This window comes from Natrinema gari JCM 14663, from assembly GCF_000337175.1.
Taxonomy (GTDB): domain Archaea; phylum Halobacteriota; class Halobacteria; order Halobacteriales; family Natrialbaceae; genus Natrinema; species Natrinema gari.
This window is the reverse complement of the sequence record NZ_AOIJ01000049.1, coordinates 193,232-209,413: the sequence shown is the minus strand read 5'-3', so window position 1 is coordinate 209,413 and position 16,182 is coordinate 193,232. Positions and strand designations below refer to the sequence as shown.

The window sequence follows — 16,182 nt, the reverse complement described above, 5'->3', positions numbered from 1 at the left end:
GACCGATCGGAGCGGGGGGTCGACGGGGACCGGCGACCGAGCACGCCCGGACGCGAGGGATTACCGTTTGTGTTCGAACACCGTTCCCGGCCCGTCGACCGCGAGCCCGGCCGCTCCGCAGGTGTCCCACAGCGTCGCGCCGTTGCTCGTGATCACTGGGACCCCGAGTCGTGACTCGAGGTCGTCGACCGCGGCCAGCGACCGATAGTTCGTACAGGAGACGAAGACAGCATCGACATCGTCACCGTCGACGGCCGCGAGTACCTGCCGGGCGGCGTCGTCGGGGGTCAGTGCGCCGATGGCCGTGTTCGCCGCGAGTCCGCGACCGTCGATCGACGCGATGTCGAAGCCCGCGTCCTCAAGGAATGCCCGCTCTCGCTCGTCGAGTTCGGGGGTATACGGCGTCGCGACCGCGATCCGATCAGCCTCGAGCGCGTCGAGCGCGCGGACGACCGAGCGCGCGGTCGCGACCGCGGGGACGCCGGCCGCCTCCCGCAGACGCGCCTCGAGTTCGGCGTCGAACCCGGGACCATGCAAGAGACTCCCAGTCGTGCAGGCGTAGGCGACCGCGTCGACGGCGGCGTGGCCGAGGAGTTCAGCAGCCCGCGCCGCGTCGTCGCTCATCGCGTCGAGTTCATCGACGGTGACCGACTCGAGGGCCATCCGCGCGCCGTGGACGGTGGTCCCGTCGGGGAGGAACGCCCGGAACTCCGGTTCGGCCGTCGTGTTCGATGAGGGGACGATCAGCCCCAGTCGGCCACCGCGGTCGGCATCGGCGTCAGTCATCGGCCTCTCCGTCGCCGCGTTTCTCCGGCTCACCGTGTCCGCCGCCACCGGGAGTCCGCACGGTGACGGTCGTCCCGGCGTCGACATCGATCGTCGTCTTCGCGGGCACCGCCTCGCCGTCGATCAGGTTTTCGCCGGTCGCGCCGCTCTCACCGCCGGCGACGCCCGTCGGCGCGTGGCGGCGGCGCTCGGTCAGCAGCGACACCGTCGCCGGTTCCTCGACGGTCACCGTTCGCTCGAGGCCGAGGCCGCCGCGGAACCGCCCGCGACCGCCGCTGCCGTCCCGGAGCGCGTAGCGGTCGACCCGCAGCGGGTACTCGGTCTCGAGGGATTCGACGGGCGTGTTGAGCGTGTTGGTCATTCCGACCTGGACGCCGTCCATGCCGTCGCGGCCCGCACGCGCGCCGAAGCCGCCGCCGATGGTCTCGTAGTAGGTAAAGGAGCCGTCCCGCGCGCCGATGGTCAGGTTGTTCATCGTCCCCTGTCCCTGTGCGGGCACGCGGTCGGGCGCGGCTCCGGCGAGCGCGGTAAAGACCACGTCGGTGACTCGTTGACTGGTCTCGACGTTGCCGCCGACCACGGCGGCGGGGGGGTTCGGATTCAACAGCGTTCCCTCCGGTGCGCTGACGCGTACCGGCTCGTAGCAGCCGTGGTTCGGCGGAATCTCGGGATCGGTGATACAGCGAACGACGAAGTAGACGGCGCTCGTCGCGACCGCAAGCGGCGCGTTGAGGTTCCCCGCGACCTGCGCGGCGGTGCCGGCAAAGTCCACGTCGATCGTCTCGCCGTCGACCGTCACCGTCACCGCGATTTCGATATCCTCGTCGGTGATGCCGTCGCCCTCGAGGACGTCCGTCGCCTCGTAGACCCCGTCGGGTAGCGTCGCGATTTCCTCGGCGATCCGCTCGCGGGAGTAGTCGATCACGGCGTCGAACCCGGAGAGGACGGTCTCGCGACCGTGTTCATCGAACAGATCGGCGAGGCGTTCCTCGGCGCGTTCGTTCGCCGCCTGCTGTGCGCGGAGATCGGCCCGCCGCTCGCCGGGGTTGCGAACGTTGGCGAGGACGAGCGAGCGGACGTCCTCCCGACGATCACCGCCATCGACGAGCCGGGACGGCGGGAGTCGCAGCCCTTCCTGATAGATCTCCTGTGCGCCGGCCGGCATGCTCCCGGGAGTCATGCCGCCGACATCGGCGTGGTGGGCTCGAGACACCGCATACCCGACGATTTCCCTGTCATCGGGTTCGTCCTCGGCACCGCCCCGACCGGGGGCGATCGGCGAGACCATCGTCACGTCCGGGAGGTGTGTCCCGCCGGTGAAGGGATCGTTGAGCAGGAACACGTCGCCCGGCTTCGGATCGTGCTCGCGGACCGCGTCAACGGCCGCGGGCATCGCACCGAGATGGACCGGAATGTGTTCGGCCTGGGCGATCATCCGCCCCGCGGCGTCGAACAGCGCCGTCGAGCAGTCCCGCCGTTCCTTGATGTTCGGCGAGTACGCGCCGCGGATCAGGGTCTGTCCCATCTCCTCGGCGACGCTCTCGAGTTGGTTGCGCAGTACTTCCAGGGTCACTGGATCGATGCCGTCGGCCGTCTCCTCGGTTCCGTTCGGTGTCATCGGTCGTCTCCCTCCGTGCGCGTCATGACAAGCGTGCCGTCCGCCAGAATCCGCCCCGTCCAGGTCGGCGGCACGACGGTCGTGCTCTCGGCCTGCTCGAGGATCGCCGGCCCCGCGACGGACGCGCCCGCCGGAAGCCGATCGCGGTCGTAGACGGCCGCATCCCCCGCGCCGCTGCCGGGGAAGTGTGCCTCGCGGGTCCCGATTCGTGCGTCGCCGGCCCCCTCGTGGCGGATGGCCGGCTCCGTTCCGGGGACGGTCGCCGTCGCGCGGAGATTGACGACCTCGATCGATTCGTCCATCGCGTAGCCGTAGGTCCGCTCGTGGGCGTCGTGGAAGCGATCGGCGACCGCCGCCGCATCGAACTCATCGCCGACGGCGACGGTCAACTCGAAGCTCTGGCCCGCGTACCGGCAGTCGGCCGCGCGCTCGACCCGCGCCGCGTCCTGCTCGGACGCGTCCGCGAGCACGTCGGCCACGAGATCGTCGTAGACGGTCTCGAGATCGGCGGGAGCCGCGCCCTCGAGTCCCACGCCGACCGTCCGAACGGCGTCGTAGCTCTCGTCGGCCGCGAGCAGCCCGAACGCGGAGAGGACCCCGCCCGGTCGCGGGACGACAACCCGGTCGACCGACAGCGAGTCGGCCAGCGCCGCGGCGTGCATCGGGCCCGCGCCGCCGAAGGCCACGAGCGCGAACTCGCGGGGGTCGTGCCCGCGCTCGACGGTGACCGACCGGATCGTCCGCGTCATCGTCGCGTTCGCGACGCGGTAGACTCCGCGGGCCGCCTCGAGCGCGCCGTCCAGTCCAGCCTCGTCGGCCAGTCGCTCGAGCGCCTCGCGGGCCGCCTCGATGTCGAGGGTCATCTCACCACCCAGCGCCGTCTCGGGGCCGATGTAGCCAAGCACGACGTTGGCGTCGGTGACCGTCGGCCGCGTCCCGCCGCGACCGTAGCAGGCGGGGCCGGGGTCCGCGCCCGACGACTCCGGACCGACCCGGAGCGCGCCGCCCGAATCGACCCACGCGATCGAGCCCCCACCCGCGCCGACCGTGTTCACGTCAACCATCGGCGTCCGGATCGGTAAGCCGTCGATCTCCGCGTCGGTCGTCCGCTCGGCCCGGCCGTCCCGGACGAGGCTCACGTCGCTCGAGGTGCCGCCCATGTCGAAGGTGACCAGACCCTCGACGTCGGCGTCGTCGACGGTCGCCGCGGCACCGACGACGCCCGCCGCGGGCCCCGACAGCGTGGTCGTCACGGCGTGGTCACGCACCGTCTCGGGGTCGGCGATCCCGCCGTTGGCTTGCATGATCCGCGGGGCCGGTATCCCGGCGGCGTTGGCTTCTTCGACCAGCCGTCCGACGTAGCGGTCGATCGCCGGACGGACGTAGGCGTCGACGGCAGTCGTCGAGGTCCGCTCGAACTCGCGGAACTCCGCGAGGACCTCGTGGGAGGCGGAGACGGGCACTGCGAGTTCCTCGCGCAGCGTCTCGGCCACGACGCGCTCGTTGTCGGGGTCGGCGTAGGCGTGTAGCAGAGAGACCGCGACCGCCTCGATGTCGCGCTCGCGCAGCGTCGCCGCCAGGTCGCGGACCTCGCGCTCGTCGACCGGGCGCTCGACGCCCTCGGTCGTCGTCCGCTCGTCGACCTCGAACCGCCGGTCTCGAGGCACCAGCGGCTCGGGTTTCTCGGCCTCGAGATCGTACAGATCGGGCCGGTCCTGCCGGCCGATCTCGAGGACGTCCCGGAACCCCTCGGTCGTCACGAGCGCCGTCGTCGCGCCGCCGCGCTCGAGGAGGGCGTTGACCGAGACGGTCATCGCGTGGGCGAAGCCGTCGATCTCGCCGGGGTCGATGCCGGCGTCGTCACAGGCCTTATCGATTCCCTCGAGAACGCCGACGTGCTGAGGATCGGTCGAGGGTACTTTCGCGGTGACGAGGCGGTCGTCGATCGAGAGCGCCACGTCGGTGAAGGTCCCGCCGACGTCGACGCCGATGCGCGTGGCACCGCTCGCAGCCGTTCGGTCGTCGCGAGTCATTGCGTCCGCATTCGTATCGGATTGATTTGAATCTGTCATGGAGGGAGTTGTCAGAGGAAGAGCACGTCGTAGAGCGTTCGTAGGCCGATCCCGACCACGACGAGCGTAATGATCCCGCCGAGGACGTTCTGGAGGGTGGTGTTCGTGTGCTCGCCCAGCAGGTCGCGGTTGTTCATCGCGTAGATGAGGAAGACCGCCAGGATCGGCAACAGGAGGCCGTTGGCGACCTGTGCGAAGACGATCACCTGCACGGGATTGTAGTCGAGCGCCGAGAAGACGATGCCGACGCCGAGAATCGTCATCCAGATCGCTCGGAACCGAGTCGAGGTCAGGTCCCGCTCCCAGCCCAGCGCGCCGGCGGTGGCGTAGGCACCGGCTAGCGGCGCGCTCATGGCGCTCGTGAAGCCGGCCGCGAAGAGGCCGATCGCGAAGAAGGTGAGGGCGTACCCGCCGAACACCGGCTCGAGCTGGTCGGCCATTTCGCCGACGTTGTTGATCTCGGTCCCCGCGGGGAACACTGCGGCGGCCGTGACGACAATCGCTGTCGTGATGATCCCGCCGACGATGACCATCCCGATCGTGTCCGTGCGACACTCGGCGAGGTCCTCGGGGCCGTCCCATCGTTCCTGGACGGTGCTCGCGTGGAGGAACAGGTTGTAGCCGACGACGGTCGTCCCGACGAGGCCGGCAATGAGGTACGCCGATCCCTCGGGAACGGTCGGGACGAGCCCGCCGGCCAGCGAGCCGAGATCGGGTCGGACCATGAGCGCGTTGACTAGGAACGCCGTTCCCATGATGCCGACGAGGCCGACGAAGACCCGTTCGATCAGTTTGTAGTTCCCGGTCCACAGCAATCCGGCGGCGACGAGACCGATGATCGGTCCCCAGACGGATTCGCTGACGCCAGTGATCGCCGACAGGCCGGCAGCGCCGCCGACGATGTTGCCCGTCTGGAACGCCGCCGTCCCGATGCCGATCGCGCTCACGACGAGCGCGACGGTGATCGTCCGCGGAATCGGATTGTCGAACTCGTCGCGAAACGCCTCACCGAGTCCCTCCTGCGTGATCAATCCCAGCCGCGCGCTCATCTCCTGGAGGACGATCGTCGCCAGGATCGAGAACGCGATGGTCCACACGAGCAGATACGCGTACTCGGCACCGATCACGCTCGCGGTCGTTACCGTTCCCGGACCGATGAACGCCGCTGCGACGAGCGCGCCCGGTCCGATCGCCTTCAGTCGGTCAATCACTCCCATGATGTGTACTCACATACACCACTCTCCGATGGAGCTAAAAGGGTTGTTAAGACCCGCACATACGACCGTTTCAACCGATCGAACCGCGGCGGGGCCGATGTGAAACCGTGTGAATTAGTATGAACGTCTCGGTTCGGCTGCTTTCCGCCGCCCGCGTTCAGCCCGTCTCGTCGGTCCTCGAGCGGTGTCCGTTCCGAGCGCCCGTTACTCGGCCGGCCGTTCGGTGACGATTACTTTCGAAACGCCGCCGTCGAGTTCGATCTCCGTCGGCAATTCGACGGTGCTCCGTTCGATGAACCGGGTCATAAACCAGCGAACGGCTTCCGAGGGGAAGACGAGGTGATAGACCCCCTCGCCTTCCTCGCGGACATCGAGGAACCCACAGAAGGCGAGCCACTCGAGGAGGTCGCCGACCTCGTCGAACCGGGCTCCGTACTCCCGTGCGTGATAGTCGGAAACGCGGTCGGCCGCCTCGACGAACTCCGGATCGGGATCGCCGCCGGCATAACAGTACTCGAGGAAGGCATGCAGGAAGTCGATGTCGAGCAGGACGTGCTCCCCCGAGGACAGCATCCGGTAGTATCGCTCGAGGTTCTCGCTCGGCCGCTCGTTTGCCGCTTCGAAGTTCGCCGCGTAGAAGGTGAGTGCGTGGCGGACGACCGTACTCTGTCCGTTGCCCGTTTCGGCGACCAGCGTCTCGAGGGCCGCCGCCGAGTCATCGTCGAGCGATACCGTTACGCGCTGTGTCATAGTTTCACGGGGGTGCCCGAGACGGGTATAGTTCACGCACTCGGGACAGGGACGTGGCCGATCGCCGATGGGGTGCTTACTCGGTACGGAGTTCGACAGTCAACGTTCCGTCGTCGACGGTCGCGACGTACATCGTCGCGCGGTCGGCCGGAGCCGCGCCGGTCGCGCTCCCGGGATTGAGTACTCGGACCCCCTTGACGGTCGTGTCGACGACGTCGTGGATATGGCCCCCGACGGCGACCGGCTCGTCGACGGACGCTTCGGAGCGAGCGGTCTCCGCGACCCGCTCGTGCCATCCCGTCGGCGTCCCGGTACCGTGGGTCACGACGAACGTCACGCCGCCTACCTCGAGCGTCGCGGTGTGTGGGACGTCGATCGTCGGCGGGTCCGTGTTGCCGCGGACGGCGGTCAGCGCCCCGTTCGCCAGCGCATCGATCCGGTCGTAGGCTTGCCGCGAGTCGAAATCCCCCGCGTGGATCGTCCGGTCGGCCGCCCGGAGTTCCGCGACGACCCAGTCGGGAACGTCGCGTTCCCGGGACGGAACGTGCGTATCGGCAATAATTGCGATCCGTTGCATGGTCGAGCGTACGGCGGCCAGTCCCGAAAACGATTCCCTGCGAGCGGTCGTGGCTTCGCGTATGCGTGATTCACCGACGGCTCACGACGGACACGACGAGGCGAGCGCGAGCCACGTCGTCACCGCGTTCCTCCGCACCCGCGGCGAGGTATTGCTGTTGCGCCGCAGCGATGCGGTCGGTACCTACAGTGGCCAGTGGGGCGGGGTTTCCGGGTTCGCGGAAGGCCGCCCGGACGAACAGGTTCGCGCCGAGATTCGCGAGGAAACCGGTCTCGAGGCCGCCGCCGTCTCGCTGGTCCGCGCCGGACGGTCGGTCGAATTCACGGACCCGGCCCTCGGACGCGAGTGGGTCGTCCACCCGTACCTCTTCGACTGTGAGACCCGCGAGATCGAACTGAGCGAGGAACACGACGCCGCCGAGTGGGTCGCCCCCACCGAACTCCTCGAGTCAGTCGGGGACGACCGCGAGACGGTGCCCGAGCTGTGGACCGCCTACGACCGCGTCGCCCCGACCGTCCGCTCGATCGCGGCCGACGACGACCATGGGGCCGCGTCCCTCTCCGTGCGCGCGCTCGAGGTGTTGCGCGATCGGGCGGGAGTGATCGTCGCCGACCGATCCGACTCCGACGCCGATCCGGCGGCGGAGTGGGATGAACTCGCCGCCCTCGCCGATCGGCTGCTCGAGGTCCGGCCGTCGATGGCCGTCCTCCGGAACCGGGTCAACCGGACGATGGCCGACGCCGACGACCGGGACCGAGCGGCCGGGCGGGCCGGTGCGTCGGCCGTCCTCGAGTCGGCGCTGTCGAACATCGACCGCGCGCTGTCCGCCGACGCCGACGCCGCGGCGACTGCGAGTGACCGCCTCGACGGCACCGTCGCGACCCTCTCGCGCTCGGGGACCGTGCTCGAGGCGCTCGAGACGGCCGAGCCGTCGCGCGTGTTCGTCGCCGAGTCCCGGCCCGCCTGCGAGGGGGTCGCCGTCGCGGAACGCCTGGCCGAGACGACCGCCGGTACCGTAACGGTCCACACCGACGCGGCGGCCGCACACGTGCTCGCATGCAATGCCATCAGTCGAGTGGTGGTCGGCGCGGATACCGTCCGTCCCGACGGCTCCGTCGTGAACAAGGCGGGGACGCGAGCGCTCGCCATCGCCGCCGATCACGAGGGGATTCCGGTCTCCGTCGTCGCGGCGACGGACAAGGTCTCGACTCGGGAGGACGTGAACCTCGAGGACGGCGCACGATCCGCGGTGTACGACGGTGACGCGCAGCTCGACGCGCTGAACCCGACCTTCGACGTGACGCCCGCCGACTGCATCGACGAAATCGTGACTGAACGGGGGGTGCTCGAATCCGACGATATCGCGGTCATCGCCGAGGAACTCCGCGGGCTCGAGACGTGGCGAGCGCCGTGAGGGCCCGCGTCGCGCCGTCCGCGTCGGTCGCTCACTCCGACGCCGTGGTCGCGAGGAGGCCGACGGCGACGGTGCCGACGCCGACGATCGACTCGAACAGGAGACGGAGGGTGCCGAGCCATGGAATCCTGACCACTGCTTTGCCAACGATCCAGTCGGGCCGTACGACGGTCGTTTTCGGCACCCCATCGAGTTGATCGTACTTGGCGTTCGCATCACCCTTCGTAACGAACCCGTCGTGAGGTGCCGGACAGGAGCGGACCTCCCCACAGGACCGATCGCCCATGTGGGCCGGATCGGCCTCCGCGACCCAGTTGTCGCCCGCTTCGACCCAGAAGCGGGCGCGATGGATGATCGGCGTCGCCGCCGGATCGCCGTTCGGCGCGTACACGATCACGTCGCCGGGATGCCCGAACTTCTCGTGACCGGTCGCTCGACCGCGTTCAGCGGTCACGATTCCCGTCCCCGCAACCGGGTCGTCGCCGACGAACCGATCCGCTTGGACGAGACCGACCATGTCCCCTTTGTGCATGTGCGGCTCCATGCTCCCGCTTTCGACGGCGACGAACGGCGGCCAGACGCCGCTGACCGCGAAGAGACCCAGACAGATGATCGCAACGACCGCGACGACGATCGCGATGTCCTTGACGAAGACGACGGTCTCGTCGTCACTGTTCAATATCCCGCGAACGAACCCGCTCTCGTCGTCCGTGCCGTCTCGAGCGGTGGTCTCGGTGCGGTCGGGCTCGTCCGACGAGTCGTCGGCGCTTGCGTCAGTCATCGCCGGTTCGGCCCGCCGTTCGAGCAGGTCTCGTAGATACGTACTGAGCGCATTTGCATGAATGTCATCGTGTCATTAAACCAATCTTTCCCATCCGTCGCGCGTTCGCCCGTGAACGGCGGGATCGGCGGTCGGTTCGTGGGGTTTTTGCGTGGGTCGCGCATACCGTCTCACGGTGGCGATGACGAAAGTTACCCCCGCTTAGCCCCGTGTGATGAACTCTTTCACCGAGCCACCGTCGTTTTCCATCCGGAGCCGCGCCACCCTGTAGCCGCCGCGTTGCTCCGTCGCTCGGTGCTGTGGGGATGTCGCAGCCGCGATCACCGACGTGGCATCACCGTTCTCGGTCGGACCCGGCCGCGGACTTCGCGTTCGGTTCGGACGGGCAAACGTTCATCCTCGGTTCGTACGTACCGACGCCCATGGGAATCGAACTCGAGCGACTCGGCATCCACGAGTCAGTCGAAACGGTCTTTCCACCGGCGGAACTCGCGGCCGAGCTCGCCGATCTACCGGTCGAGATCGCGGTCGTCGACGATGGCGGCATTCCGTCCTGCGACGCGATCGTCACTCTCGAGCACCGGGAGGCCGTCCTCGAGACGGACTGGGTCCACTCGATCCAGGCGGGCGTCGATCGGTTCCCGGTCGACGAGACGGTCGCGGGGTATCTCCTCATGTTCGCCCGGCGCTTGCACGATCACGTCGCGAATCAGCAGGAACGCCGGTGGGAGCGCCCCGACTGGGATGCCGCCGTCACGCTGTCCGGCTCGACGGCCTGCGTCGTCGGCACCGGGACCCTCGGGCGCGGCGTCGCGGAGACACTCGGCGGCCTCGGCCTCCGGGTGCGGGGCGTCCGTCGCTCCGACGAGTCCGTCCCCGGATTCGACGAGATCGACACGACCGATCGGCTGCTCGAGGTGATCGCTGACGCCGAGTTCGTGATCGTCACCGTGCCGCTGACCGACGAGACCCGCCACCTGTTCGACGCGGACACGTTCGACGCCATGCGCGACGACGCCTACTTCGTGAACGTCGCCCGTGGCGCGGTTGTCGACGAACCGGCATTGATCGACGCGCTCGAGGCCGACGCCCTCGCGGGGGCGGCGCTGGACGTTTTCGAGACGGAACCCCTCCCCGAGGACTCGCCGCTGTGGGGAATGGACGAGGTGATCATCTCGCCTCACTGCGCTACGTATACGCGGGACTACGTTCGGGATGTCGGCGATCTCGTCCGCGAGAACGTCGCCCGACTCGGGGACGGCGAGGCGTTTCATAACCGCGTCGTCTGATCGCGGATCGACTCGACGCGGCGTGATCCTCGAGTATCTGTGGATGTGAAAGCGACTGGCCATCGAGTGAGTGCAGATACCGGCCAGAAGGTTCGGTGGCCGGGCGCACGACTCGAGTATCACGAGAGTCGTGCAACCCGGGGAGGGCAGGCACTTACCCGACACTCACCGCGAGTGAGGCTGCAGGCCGAGCGAGCGGGCCGACGACCGATGTGGAGGGCCCGAAGAAACCGGAATGGAGGGAGGAGTGCTTTTGATCGAAATTTTGCCGAGGGCGCGGCGAAACCCGCCCGCAGCGCAAAATTTCGTTAGAAGAATTTGAACAGATCGTCGCGCTCCTGCTCGTGGAGGTGGCTCCGAACGGCCTCGTGCAGTGGCTCGAGTTGCCCCCGTTTGGCACTGATGGGTGCGATCGTCTCCTGCCACTGCTTCCACGGCGGGTAGAGGCCGAGCCGATCACAGAGCGCGTCGAGGCGCTCGTCCTCGTCGTCGACCTTGTCCATCTTGTTGACGGCCACGACCGTCGGCACGTCCAGCTCGCGCAGGAAGTGAAACATCTCGACATCGTATGGGATCTCGTCGGGACCCGAATGGCGGTCGATGATGTCGATGACGCTCTTGCCGTCGACGACCAAAACCGCGACGAGGACGTTGTCGGCGTACGTCTCGAGGTAGTGGACGATCTCGGTCTTGATCTCCTCGCGGAGTTCCTCGTCGACGCCGCTCATGAAGCCGAAGCCGGGGAGGTCGGTGATGACGAAGTCCTCGGGGGCCCAGTCGTAGTGGTTGGGCGAGCGAGTGACGCCGGGTTTGCCGCCAGTATCGAAGCTGTGGCCGGTCAACTCACGCATGAGCGTGGATTTGCCTACGTTCGAGCGGCCGACCAGCGCCACTTCGGCGTCTCGGTTGGGCCGCGTATCAAACTCGATCATAGGCGATGTACGGCCGACCGACGTTTATACGCATTGTAACGGGAGTCGGCCGCCTGCGGATGGTCGCTCAAGTCCGTGCGGGAAATTTACCCGAGGTGGAAGCCCCGAAGTTATGACCCGGGGGCGTCTCAGGTCGACACGTGCGGCTCGTACAGTTGACGATCCCGACCGGGGAGCGGGAGACGATCTTCGACGTCCTCGACGGACGGGAGATCGACTACGTCGTCACCGACGAAACCAAGAGCCGGGAGTACACGGCGGTCGTCTACTTCCCGCTCCCGGACGCGGCCGTCGAACCGGTCCTCGACGAACTGCAAGACGCGGGGATCGACGACGACGCCTACACCGTCGTCGTCGACGCGGAGACGGTCGTCTCCCGTCGGTTTCAGGCGCTGCGTGAGGAGTACGAGGAGAACGATGTCGGCTCCGACCGGATTTCGCGCCAGGAGCTGCAGGCCGAAGCCGACGATCTGACGCCGACGTTCCCCGTCTACGTGGTGATGACGGTCATCAGCGCCATCGTCGCGACCGCGGGACTGCTGTTGGATTCGCCGGCGGTCGTCGTCGGGTCGATGGTGATCGCGCCCCTGATCGGGCCGGCGCTTGGGGCCAGCGTCGGCACGGTGATCGACGACGAGGACCTGTTCGTCGAGAGCGTCTCCTACCAGATCATCGGCGTCGTGGTCGCGATTGCGGCGGCGGCGATCTTCGCGGTGCTGGTTCGCTCGCTGAACATCGTCCCCCCGGGCCTCGTCCTCTCGAGCGTCGGCGAGATTTCCGAGCGGCTCGCGCCGGACTTGCTGTCGCTCGCGATCGCACTCGGCGCGGGGGTCGCGGGAGTCGTGAGCATCGCGACGGGAACGTCCGTCGCGCTCGTCGGCGTGATGATCGCGGCGGCGTTGATTCCGCCCGCCGGCGTCGCGGGGATCGCGCTCGCCTGGGGCCAGCCGACGTCCGCGATCGGCGCGATGGTGTTGGTCCTCGTGAATCTCCTGTCGGTGAACCTCGCCGGCCTGTTGACGCTGTGGTACGCCGGCTACCGGCCGGAGAACCTGTTTTCGCTCGGCGAAACCGAACAGCGCCTCCGACAGCGGATCGTCGGCCTCGTCGTCATCGTCCTCGTCTTTACGGTGTTTCTCAGCGGCATCACCTACGCCTCCTACGAGGCGGGTGACTTCGAACAGGACGCCCGCGACGATGTCGAGACGGTCCTCTCACAGGATCGGTACGAGGCCTATCAGCTCCTCGAGTTCCAGCTCGTGATGGACGACAACTACCCGTTCCGGAACCCGGAGCGGGTGGTCGTGACGATCGGCGGCCCGCCGGGTCAATCGGCACCAGAGCTGGCCGACATCCTCCACGACCGGATCAACCGCCACGCCGACGGCTCCGTCACCGTCGAGGTCAGATACGTCGAAGTCGTCGAGCGTGATGCCGGCTAACTGCGGGATCGCGAGACGCGCTGGAGACGCCGGTCGCAAGGGGGACCGAGTCCGCTGTGACGGCCCCGTGTGATAGCGACGGCTAGCCGTCGAACGGCAACTCCGGCTCGTAATCGATCGCTTCAACGGCAGCGTCGAGTACCGTCTCGACGTTCGCACCGGTCTCGACGCTCATGGTGTAGTCCGCCGCGACGGCCTCGGTCAGGTCACCGTCCTCGAAGCGGTCTTCCTTGTTCGCGATCGTGAGCACGGGGATCGCCTCGAACCGGGCCGAGATCGCATCTCGGAGCTCGAGTTGCGAGCCGATCGGATAGCCGCACTCGCCGGTGGGGTCGACCACGACGAGCATGCAGTCGGCCAGGTGCTCGATGGCGCTGACCGCCTGGGATTCGATCTCGTTGCGCTCCTGTGGCGGGCGATCGAGCAGGCCAGGGGTGTCGACGATCTGGTAGCGGATGTGCTCGCGTTCGAAGTGGCCGACGCCGATCCCCTTCGTCGTGAAGGGATAGGAGGCGGTTTCGCCGCGGGCGTTGGTGACGTCGTTGACGAACGAGGACTTGCCGACGTTGGGGTAGCCGGCGACGACGATCGTCGGCTCGTCGGGGTTGATCTCCGGCAAGTCGCGCAGGTCGTTGCGCGACTCGTTGATGTACAGCAGGTGGTCGTCGACCTGCTCGACGATGTCTGCCAGTCGGGCGAAGGCCTGTTTGCGGTGCTTGCGCGCCGTGTCCACGTCGGTCTTCCGCAGGCGCGGCTGGTACTCCTCGTGGATTTCGCGGGCCTTCCGGCTGGCCCACATCACTTCCGACAGCGCCTGCCGGAGTCGGTCGACATCGACGATCGCGTCGGCCAGTTCGTAGTAGAACGGATGGACGTCGTCCTCGTACTCGAAGTCCGGCCACGCCGTGACCACGTTTTCCAAGTTGTCCGAAATGATGTTCGCCGCCGTCTGGAGCATCGACTGCTGGGCCTCGAGGCCGCCCTTGGCCTTCCCGGCCCGTGCCGCCCGCGAGAACGCTTTGTCGATCAGCTCTTCCGACGTGGGCGTCGTCGGAAGGTCTTCGAAAATCATGTCCAGCAATAGAGCGTCCGGTCATAAAGGGCGTTCGTTATGCGCCGCGTCAGTGTGTGGTGTCGTCACACCCATCGGCTCGAGTCCCGAGCCCCTCGAGCAGCAGGTGCTCGCCGCGGCCTTATGGCCGTCGCTAGTGTCCGATCCCGTATGACTGACTGGCGCGCCGTCTTCGTCGGGTTCGTCGTCGCGACCGTCATCGGAATCGTCGGCCTCGTCCTGCCGGGGATCGGCCAGCTTGCAGCGGGACTCGTCGGCGGATTCGTCGCGGGATACATGGCCGGTGGTGGCCTCGGACGCGGCTTCTGGCACGGCCTGCTCGCGGGCTCGCTCGGTGGTAGTATCGGCGGACTCCTCATCGGCGTAGCGGTCGGTATCGCTGGCCTCACGCTCGGTCCCATCGGGGGTGCGGTCTCCGGCGCAGCCGGGATCGGAATCTTCGCCCTCGCCGTCGCCATTTCGCTCGTGATGGCCCTCGAGAGTGCTCTCGCCGGTATGGTCGGCGCGGCGGTCAGCAGTTGAGACATGTCCTGTGAGGACGGAACCATTACAACGACCCGCGACGATCGGATAGCCGACGTGACTCCCTCGGTCTTCGATCCGCGACTCGAGTACACCACAGTCGCAGAGACGGGACTCAGCGACCTCGACGGCGAGAACGGCGAGCTCGTCGTCGTCGGCTATCCGATCGAGGAACTCGCGGCCAACGCAAGCTACGAGGAGACGCTCTTTCTCCTGTTCGAGGGCCGACTGCCGACGGCCGACGAACTCGCCGACTTCCGCACCGATCTGGCGAGCCGACGTGAGCTCTGTGCGGAACCCCGCGAGGTCCTCCGCCGTGCCGCCGACGAGGGGTGCGCCGCGATGGAGGCGCTTCGGATGGGCGTCGCGACCGCGACGCTCGAGGGCGACCGGTCAGGGCCGCAGGCGGACGCGAAGCGAGCGGTAGCCGTCCTGCCCACGATCGCCGCGACGTACTGGCGATATCGGCAGGGAGACGATCCTGTCTCACCGACTGAGACGCTGGACCATACCGCAAACTACCTATACATGCTCACCGGCGAGGAGCCAAGCGAGGCCGACGTCCGGGGGCTCGAGACGTTTCTCACTACGCTCATCGAACACGGGATGACGGCCTCGACGTTTACCGCCCGAACCGTGGTGTCGACCGAGTCGGACATCGTCTCCGCGACGACCGCTGCTCTCGGGACGCTCAAGGGGCCGCGACACGCCGGCGATCTCGGGGCGATCCTCGAACTACTCCGGGACGTACACGAGTCCGGCAACGCCGACGCGGCCGTCGACGAGCGACTGGCCGCCGGCGACGGGCTGAAGGGCTTTGGACACCCGGTATATCGGGTTCGCGATCCGCGCGCAGCGGTGCTTTCGGCCGCGGCCGAACGGTTCTTCGAGGAGTCGGCCGCCGACGGCTTCCTCGCGAGCGTCCGCGAGTTCGAGGCGGTCGCGACCGAGCGGCTGCGGGAGCGAGAGCCGACCCGGGACGCTCGAGCGACCGTCGAATTCTACGCCGCCGCGTTGCTCGACGGTATCGGGATTCCGAAGTCGCTGTTCCCGGCTACGTTTGCGATCTCGCGGGCCGGCGGCTGGACTGCCCACTGCCTCGAGCAACTCGAGGAAAATCAGCTTGTTCGGCCGACGGCTCGATACGTCGGCACGACGGGAAAGACGTGGACCCCCGTCGAGAACCGGCACGTCGCCGGCGACTCGCTGGTTGGGCGGCCGGTCCGGTCGGCGTCGCTCGAGCCAGTGTCGGAAACGCTGGCCGTTCTCTCGGAACCCAACCGCCTCGAGATCCTCTTGCTTCTGTACGACGCCGACGAACCGCTGGCCTACTCGGCTCTCCGACGGGCGGCGTCGATCGAGGACAAGGGGCGATTCAACTATCATCTACGCCAGCTGCGGGAGTACTTCGTCACCGATCGGGGAGACGGCTACGAATTGACCGACGCCGGTCGAACGTTCGTGCGGACGCTCCTGACCGAAGATCGGCTGCTCGACGATCTGTTGTAATCCCGTCGTTCCCGGGGCCGCTCGTCCGAGTCGGGGAGAACGGAGCTTCTCCAATCGCCGCCGACATCGACGGCAGTGGCGGTTACAGTTTCGTTTCGAGTCGAGCGAGCGACGCCGTTTCGACGCGTTCGTCGCTCCCGTAGTCGATACGCGCGGGCGGCACACGACTCGTGTCAGGCCGGAAGGGGAACTAGTTATCTC

The 16,182-nt window shown here is 67.7% G+C and carries 14 protein-coding genes; 5 read left to right on the top strand and 9 right to left on the bottom strand.

Annotated features, from left to right (window positions below):
• Positions 1-60: 60 nt before the first annotated feature.
• The 6 genes from C486_RS09750 to C486_RS09725 form a co-directional block, all read right to left on the bottom strand.
• The gene (locus C486_RS09750; protein ID WP_008455605.1) at positions 61-786 is read right to left on the bottom strand and encodes a maleate cis-trans isomerase family protein; all 726 of its coding nucleotides are present in this window, start codon (positions 784-786) and stop codon (positions 61-63) included.
• A complete protein-coding gene (locus C486_RS09745; RefSeq protein ID WP_008455604.1) occupies positions 779-2,404 on the bottom strand; it encodes a hydantoinase B/oxoprolinase family protein in 1,626 nt (541 codons plus the stop codon). Before C486_RS09745 ends, C486_RS09750 begins: the two co-directional genes overlap by 8 nt.
• Positions 2,401-4,437, bottom strand: coding sequence for a hydantoinase/oxoprolinase family protein (locus tag C486_RS09740; protein ID WP_008455603.1), 2,037 nt, complete (start codon positions 4,435-4,437; stop codon positions 2,401-2,403). The genes C486_RS09745 and C486_RS09740 overlap by 4 nt, the downstream gene beginning before the upstream one ends.
• A gap of 50 nt (positions 4,438-4,487) precedes the next feature.
• On the bottom strand, positions 4,488-5,693 hold the full coding sequence (locus C486_RS09735; protein WP_008455602.1) for an Nramp family divalent metal transporter: 1,206 nt from the start codon (positions 5,691-5,693) through the stop codon (positions 4,488-4,490).
• A gap of 204 nt (positions 5,694-5,897) precedes the next feature.
• Positions 5,898-6,443: a ribbon-helix-helix protein, CopG family gene (locus C486_RS09730; protein ID WP_008455601.1), complete on the bottom strand. Its 546-nt coding sequence runs from the start codon at positions 6,441-6,443 to the stop codon at positions 5,898-5,900.
• 76 nt (positions 6,444-6,519) lie between these two features.
• Positions 6,520-7,020, bottom strand: coding sequence for a metallophosphoesterase family protein (locus C486_RS09725; protein ID WP_008455600.1), 501 nt, complete (start codon positions 7,018-7,020; stop codon positions 6,520-6,522).
• On the opposite strand from C486_RS09725, the gene C486_RS09720 reads away from it, so the two are divergent.
• Positions 7,019-8,434: an NUDIX domain-containing protein gene (locus C486_RS09720; RefSeq protein WP_008455599.1), complete on the top strand. Its 1,416-nt coding sequence runs from the start codon at positions 7,019-7,021 to the stop codon at positions 8,432-8,434. The genes C486_RS09725 and C486_RS09720 overlap by 2 nt on opposite strands.
• Positions 8,435-8,465: 31 nt before the next feature.
• Here the strand turns inward: C486_RS09720 and C486_RS09715 are convergent, their stop codons facing one another.
• Complete coding sequence (locus C486_RS09715) at positions 8,466-9,215, bottom strand: S26 family signal peptidase (protein WP_008455598.1); 750 nt, start codon at positions 9,213-9,215, stop codon at positions 8,466-8,468.
• A 422-nt stretch (positions 9,216-9,637) separates the two neighbouring features.
• On the opposite strand from C486_RS09715, the gene C486_RS09710 reads away from it, so the two are divergent.
• Complete coding sequence (locus C486_RS09710; RefSeq protein WP_049910381.1) at positions 9,638-10,504, top strand: D-2-hydroxyacid dehydrogenase; 867 nt, start codon at positions 9,638-9,640, stop codon at positions 10,502-10,504.
• Between the two features lie 308 nt (positions 10,505-10,812).
• Here the strand turns inward: C486_RS09710 and engB are convergent, their stop codons facing one another.
• Entirely contained in the window at positions 10,813-11,436 is a 624-nt protein-coding gene (gene engB, locus C486_RS09705) for a GTP-binding protein EngB (protein WP_008455595.1), read from the bottom strand.
• Positions 11,437-11,576: 140 nt separating this feature from the next.
• Between engB and C486_RS09700 the strand changes: the two genes are divergently transcribed.
• The gene (locus tag C486_RS09700; RefSeq protein WP_008455594.1) at positions 11,577-12,878 is read left to right on the top strand and encodes a TIGR00341 family protein; all 1,302 of its coding nucleotides are present in this window, start codon (positions 11,577-11,579) and stop codon (positions 12,876-12,878) included.
• 82 nt (positions 12,879-12,960) lie between these two features.
• Here the strand turns inward: C486_RS09700 and C486_RS09695 are convergent, their stop codons facing one another.
• Complete coding sequence (locus C486_RS09695) at positions 12,961-13,950, bottom strand: NOG1 family protein (RefSeq protein ID WP_008455593.1); 990 nt, start codon at positions 13,948-13,950, stop codon at positions 12,961-12,963.
• A 150-nt stretch (positions 13,951-14,100) separates the two neighbouring features.
• On the opposite strand from C486_RS09695, the gene C486_RS09690 reads away from it, so the two are divergent.
• Both C486_RS09690 and C486_RS09685 read left to right on the top strand, forming a co-directional pair.
• Positions 14,101-14,472 carry a DUF5518 domain-containing protein gene (locus tag C486_RS09690; RefSeq protein WP_008455592.1) on the top strand — a complete coding sequence of 124 codons (372 nt, stop codon included), beginning with the start codon at positions 14,101-14,103 and terminating at the stop codon, positions 14,470-14,472.
• Between the two features lie 3 nt (positions 14,473-14,475).
• Complete coding sequence (locus C486_RS09685; RefSeq protein WP_008455590.1) at positions 14,476-15,981, top strand: citrate/2-methylcitrate synthase; 1,506 nt, start codon at positions 14,476-14,478, stop codon at positions 15,979-15,981.
• Positions 15,982-16,182: the final 201 nt, after the last annotated feature.

Coding starts and splice junctions, on each gene's coding strand:
- C486_RS09690 (WP_008455592.1), top strand. CDS start 14,101: ATGACTGACTGGCGCGCCGTCTTCGTCGGGTTCGTCGTCGCGACCGTC.
- C486_RS09725 (WP_008455600.1), bottom strand. CDS start 7,020: ATGCAACGGATCGCAATTATTGCCGATACGCACGTTCCGTCCCGGGAA.
- C486_RS09695 (WP_008455593.1), bottom strand. CDS start 13,950: ATGATTTTCGAAGACCTTCCGACGACGCCCACGTCGGAAGAGCTGATC.
- C486_RS09720 (WP_008455599.1), top strand. CDS start 7,019: ATGGTCGAGCGTACGGCGGCCAGTCCCGAAAACGATTCCCTGCGAGCG.
- C486_RS09735 (WP_008455602.1), bottom strand. CDS start 5,693: ATGGGAGTGATTGACCGACTGAAGGCGATCGGACCGGGCGCGCTCGTC.
- engB (WP_008455595.1), bottom strand. CDS start 11,436: ATGATCGAGTTTGATACGCGGCCCAACCGAGACGCCGAAGTGGCGCTG.
- C486_RS09730 (WP_008455601.1), bottom strand. CDS start 6,443: ATGACACAGCGCGTAACGGTATCGCTCGACGATGACTCGGCGGCGGCC.
- C486_RS09685 (WP_008455590.1), top strand. CDS start 14,476: ATGTCCTGTGAGGACGGAACCATTACAACGACCCGCGACGATCGGATA.
- C486_RS09715 (WP_008455598.1), bottom strand. CDS start 9,215: ATGACTGACGCAAGCGCCGACGACTCGTCGGACGAGCCCGACCGCACC.
- C486_RS09740 (WP_008455603.1), bottom strand. CDS start 4,437: ATGACTCGCGACGACCGAACGGCTGCGAGCGGTGCCACGCGCATCGGC.
- C486_RS09710 (WP_049910381.1), top strand. CDS start 9,638: ATGGGAATCGAACTCGAGCGACTCGGCATCCACGAGTCAGTCGAAACG.
- C486_RS09750 (WP_008455605.1), bottom strand. CDS start 786: ATGACTGACGCCGATGCCGACCGCGGTGGCCGACTGGGGCTGATCGTC.
- C486_RS09745 (WP_008455604.1), bottom strand. CDS start 2,404: ATGACACCGAACGGAACCGAGGAGACGGCCGACGGCATCGATCCAGTG.